Source organism: Fulvivirga aurantia (genome assembly GCF_009711475.1).
In the GTDB taxonomy this organism is placed as follows: Bacteria; Bacteroidota; Bacteroidia; order Cytophagales; family Cyclobacteriaceae; genus Fulvivirga; species Fulvivirga aurantia.
This window is the reverse complement of record NZ_SMMD01000256.1, coordinates 1-1339: the sequence shown is the minus strand read 5'-3', so window position 1 is coordinate 1339 and position 1339 is coordinate 1. Positions and strand designations below refer to the sequence as shown.

Genomic DNA, 1339 nt, shown 5'->3' with positions numbered 1-1339 from the left:
TCACCACTCTGCCCGGTTTCATCCCTAAAAATAGACAACCCTAAACCACCTACATGCATAGGTTTGACCCCTCTTTTTACAACAGGATAAGCTACAGAAGCCTGCGTAGTTTTAAAGGGTAAATCTATATTGCCCCATTGTGATCGATAGTTTGCCTGAAAGGTTATGTCCTTTTCCTCCCCGACCAGTGCAGGATTTAGATACAGGCCTGTATTATAGTACTGAGAGAAAATAGGCCTTTGAGCTGAAGCAATACCAACAACTACAACAACCAACAATATGGTCATTGTGGTTCTCATCTGAAAACCGAAATTATTCCTTTCTCTTCAATTTTTTCACCAGTAAATTTTGTGGCTCTCAGTATAAAGGGGTAAGAACCCGACTGCACAAGTTCACCGTTTTGTTTTTGCTTGCCATTCCACCCACTGTCTTGCATTTCCTCCAATGAGTTGGTTTCGTAAACAATGATACCCCAACGATTAAAAACCGTTAACGAAAAGTCTTCTTCTAACAACTCATTTCCATACACCCGTACAGATTTATTCTCCTCGTCAAATGCGTTTGGTGAAAGGCTTTTAGAAAAATAAAATTTTTGACCTCCATTATTTACAGGTGTCTCTATGGCTATTAACCCGACTTTATTAGCAATACCAGGAAGTAAAAACCTGTCAGAACTTGAACTCACGGTTTTATACATGTCGTTTCCAGACTCACTCCAGATCGCAGCAACTTGATCGTACTCAAAATATGACTCTTTGGGAGGTAAGATCATTTCATAGTTTTCGACAAAACCAGAGGCTAAGTTTATTTTATAGCTCACCGGAGATACCGCAACATAATCACCTTCTGTTTGTGGCTGAAACCCAGAATCAAAATCCGCGATGATCACTACTGCAGGGTTAGCACCTAATATTTCAGAAAACTCTATAGGGGTGTAGTATTCGTCTGTTCCTATTGGGTAGAATTTTGGGCCTGAACCTAGCTGGCCAAGAGGCCCGTTTATATAGCTAAATTGAGATCCACCTGAAATCTTAACCTTACTCGATAACCACAAGCTATCCGTCATGCTAGTGGTAAAAAGCCCATTTTCTAAGTGTAATTCATCAGTTACTTTTAAGTTTCCTACTAAGAATTTTTGACCTCCCCCCTCTATAATCAGCTTATTTATGGCCTGATTGTTATTAATTATGATCTGAGTTTTTTCTCCAGAGAGGGTTAGAGCTCCAATACCTTGATAAACATTGCTGTTGCGCCAATGACCAGCCACCACCATATCACCTTGATTTTGTGTAAAGCCATTGTTTGTGAAATTGCCTGGTGTATAAAAAAGGGCATCTTC

2 protein-coding genes are annotated in these 1339 nt (G+C 39.9%); both read right to left on the bottom strand.

What is annotated here, in order from left to right:
- Nucleotides 1–299 (bottom strand): type IX secretion system membrane protein PorP/SprF (locus E1176_RS00925; protein WP_155208714.1); only part of this gene is annotated, 299 nt, incomplete at its 3' end.
- On the bottom strand, nucleotides 296–1339 hold a 1044-nt coding region (locus E1176_RS00920; RefSeq protein ID WP_155208713.1), incomplete at its 5' end, for a T9SS type B sorting domain-containing protein. The genes E1176_RS00920 and E1176_RS00925, both read right to left, overlap by 4 nt.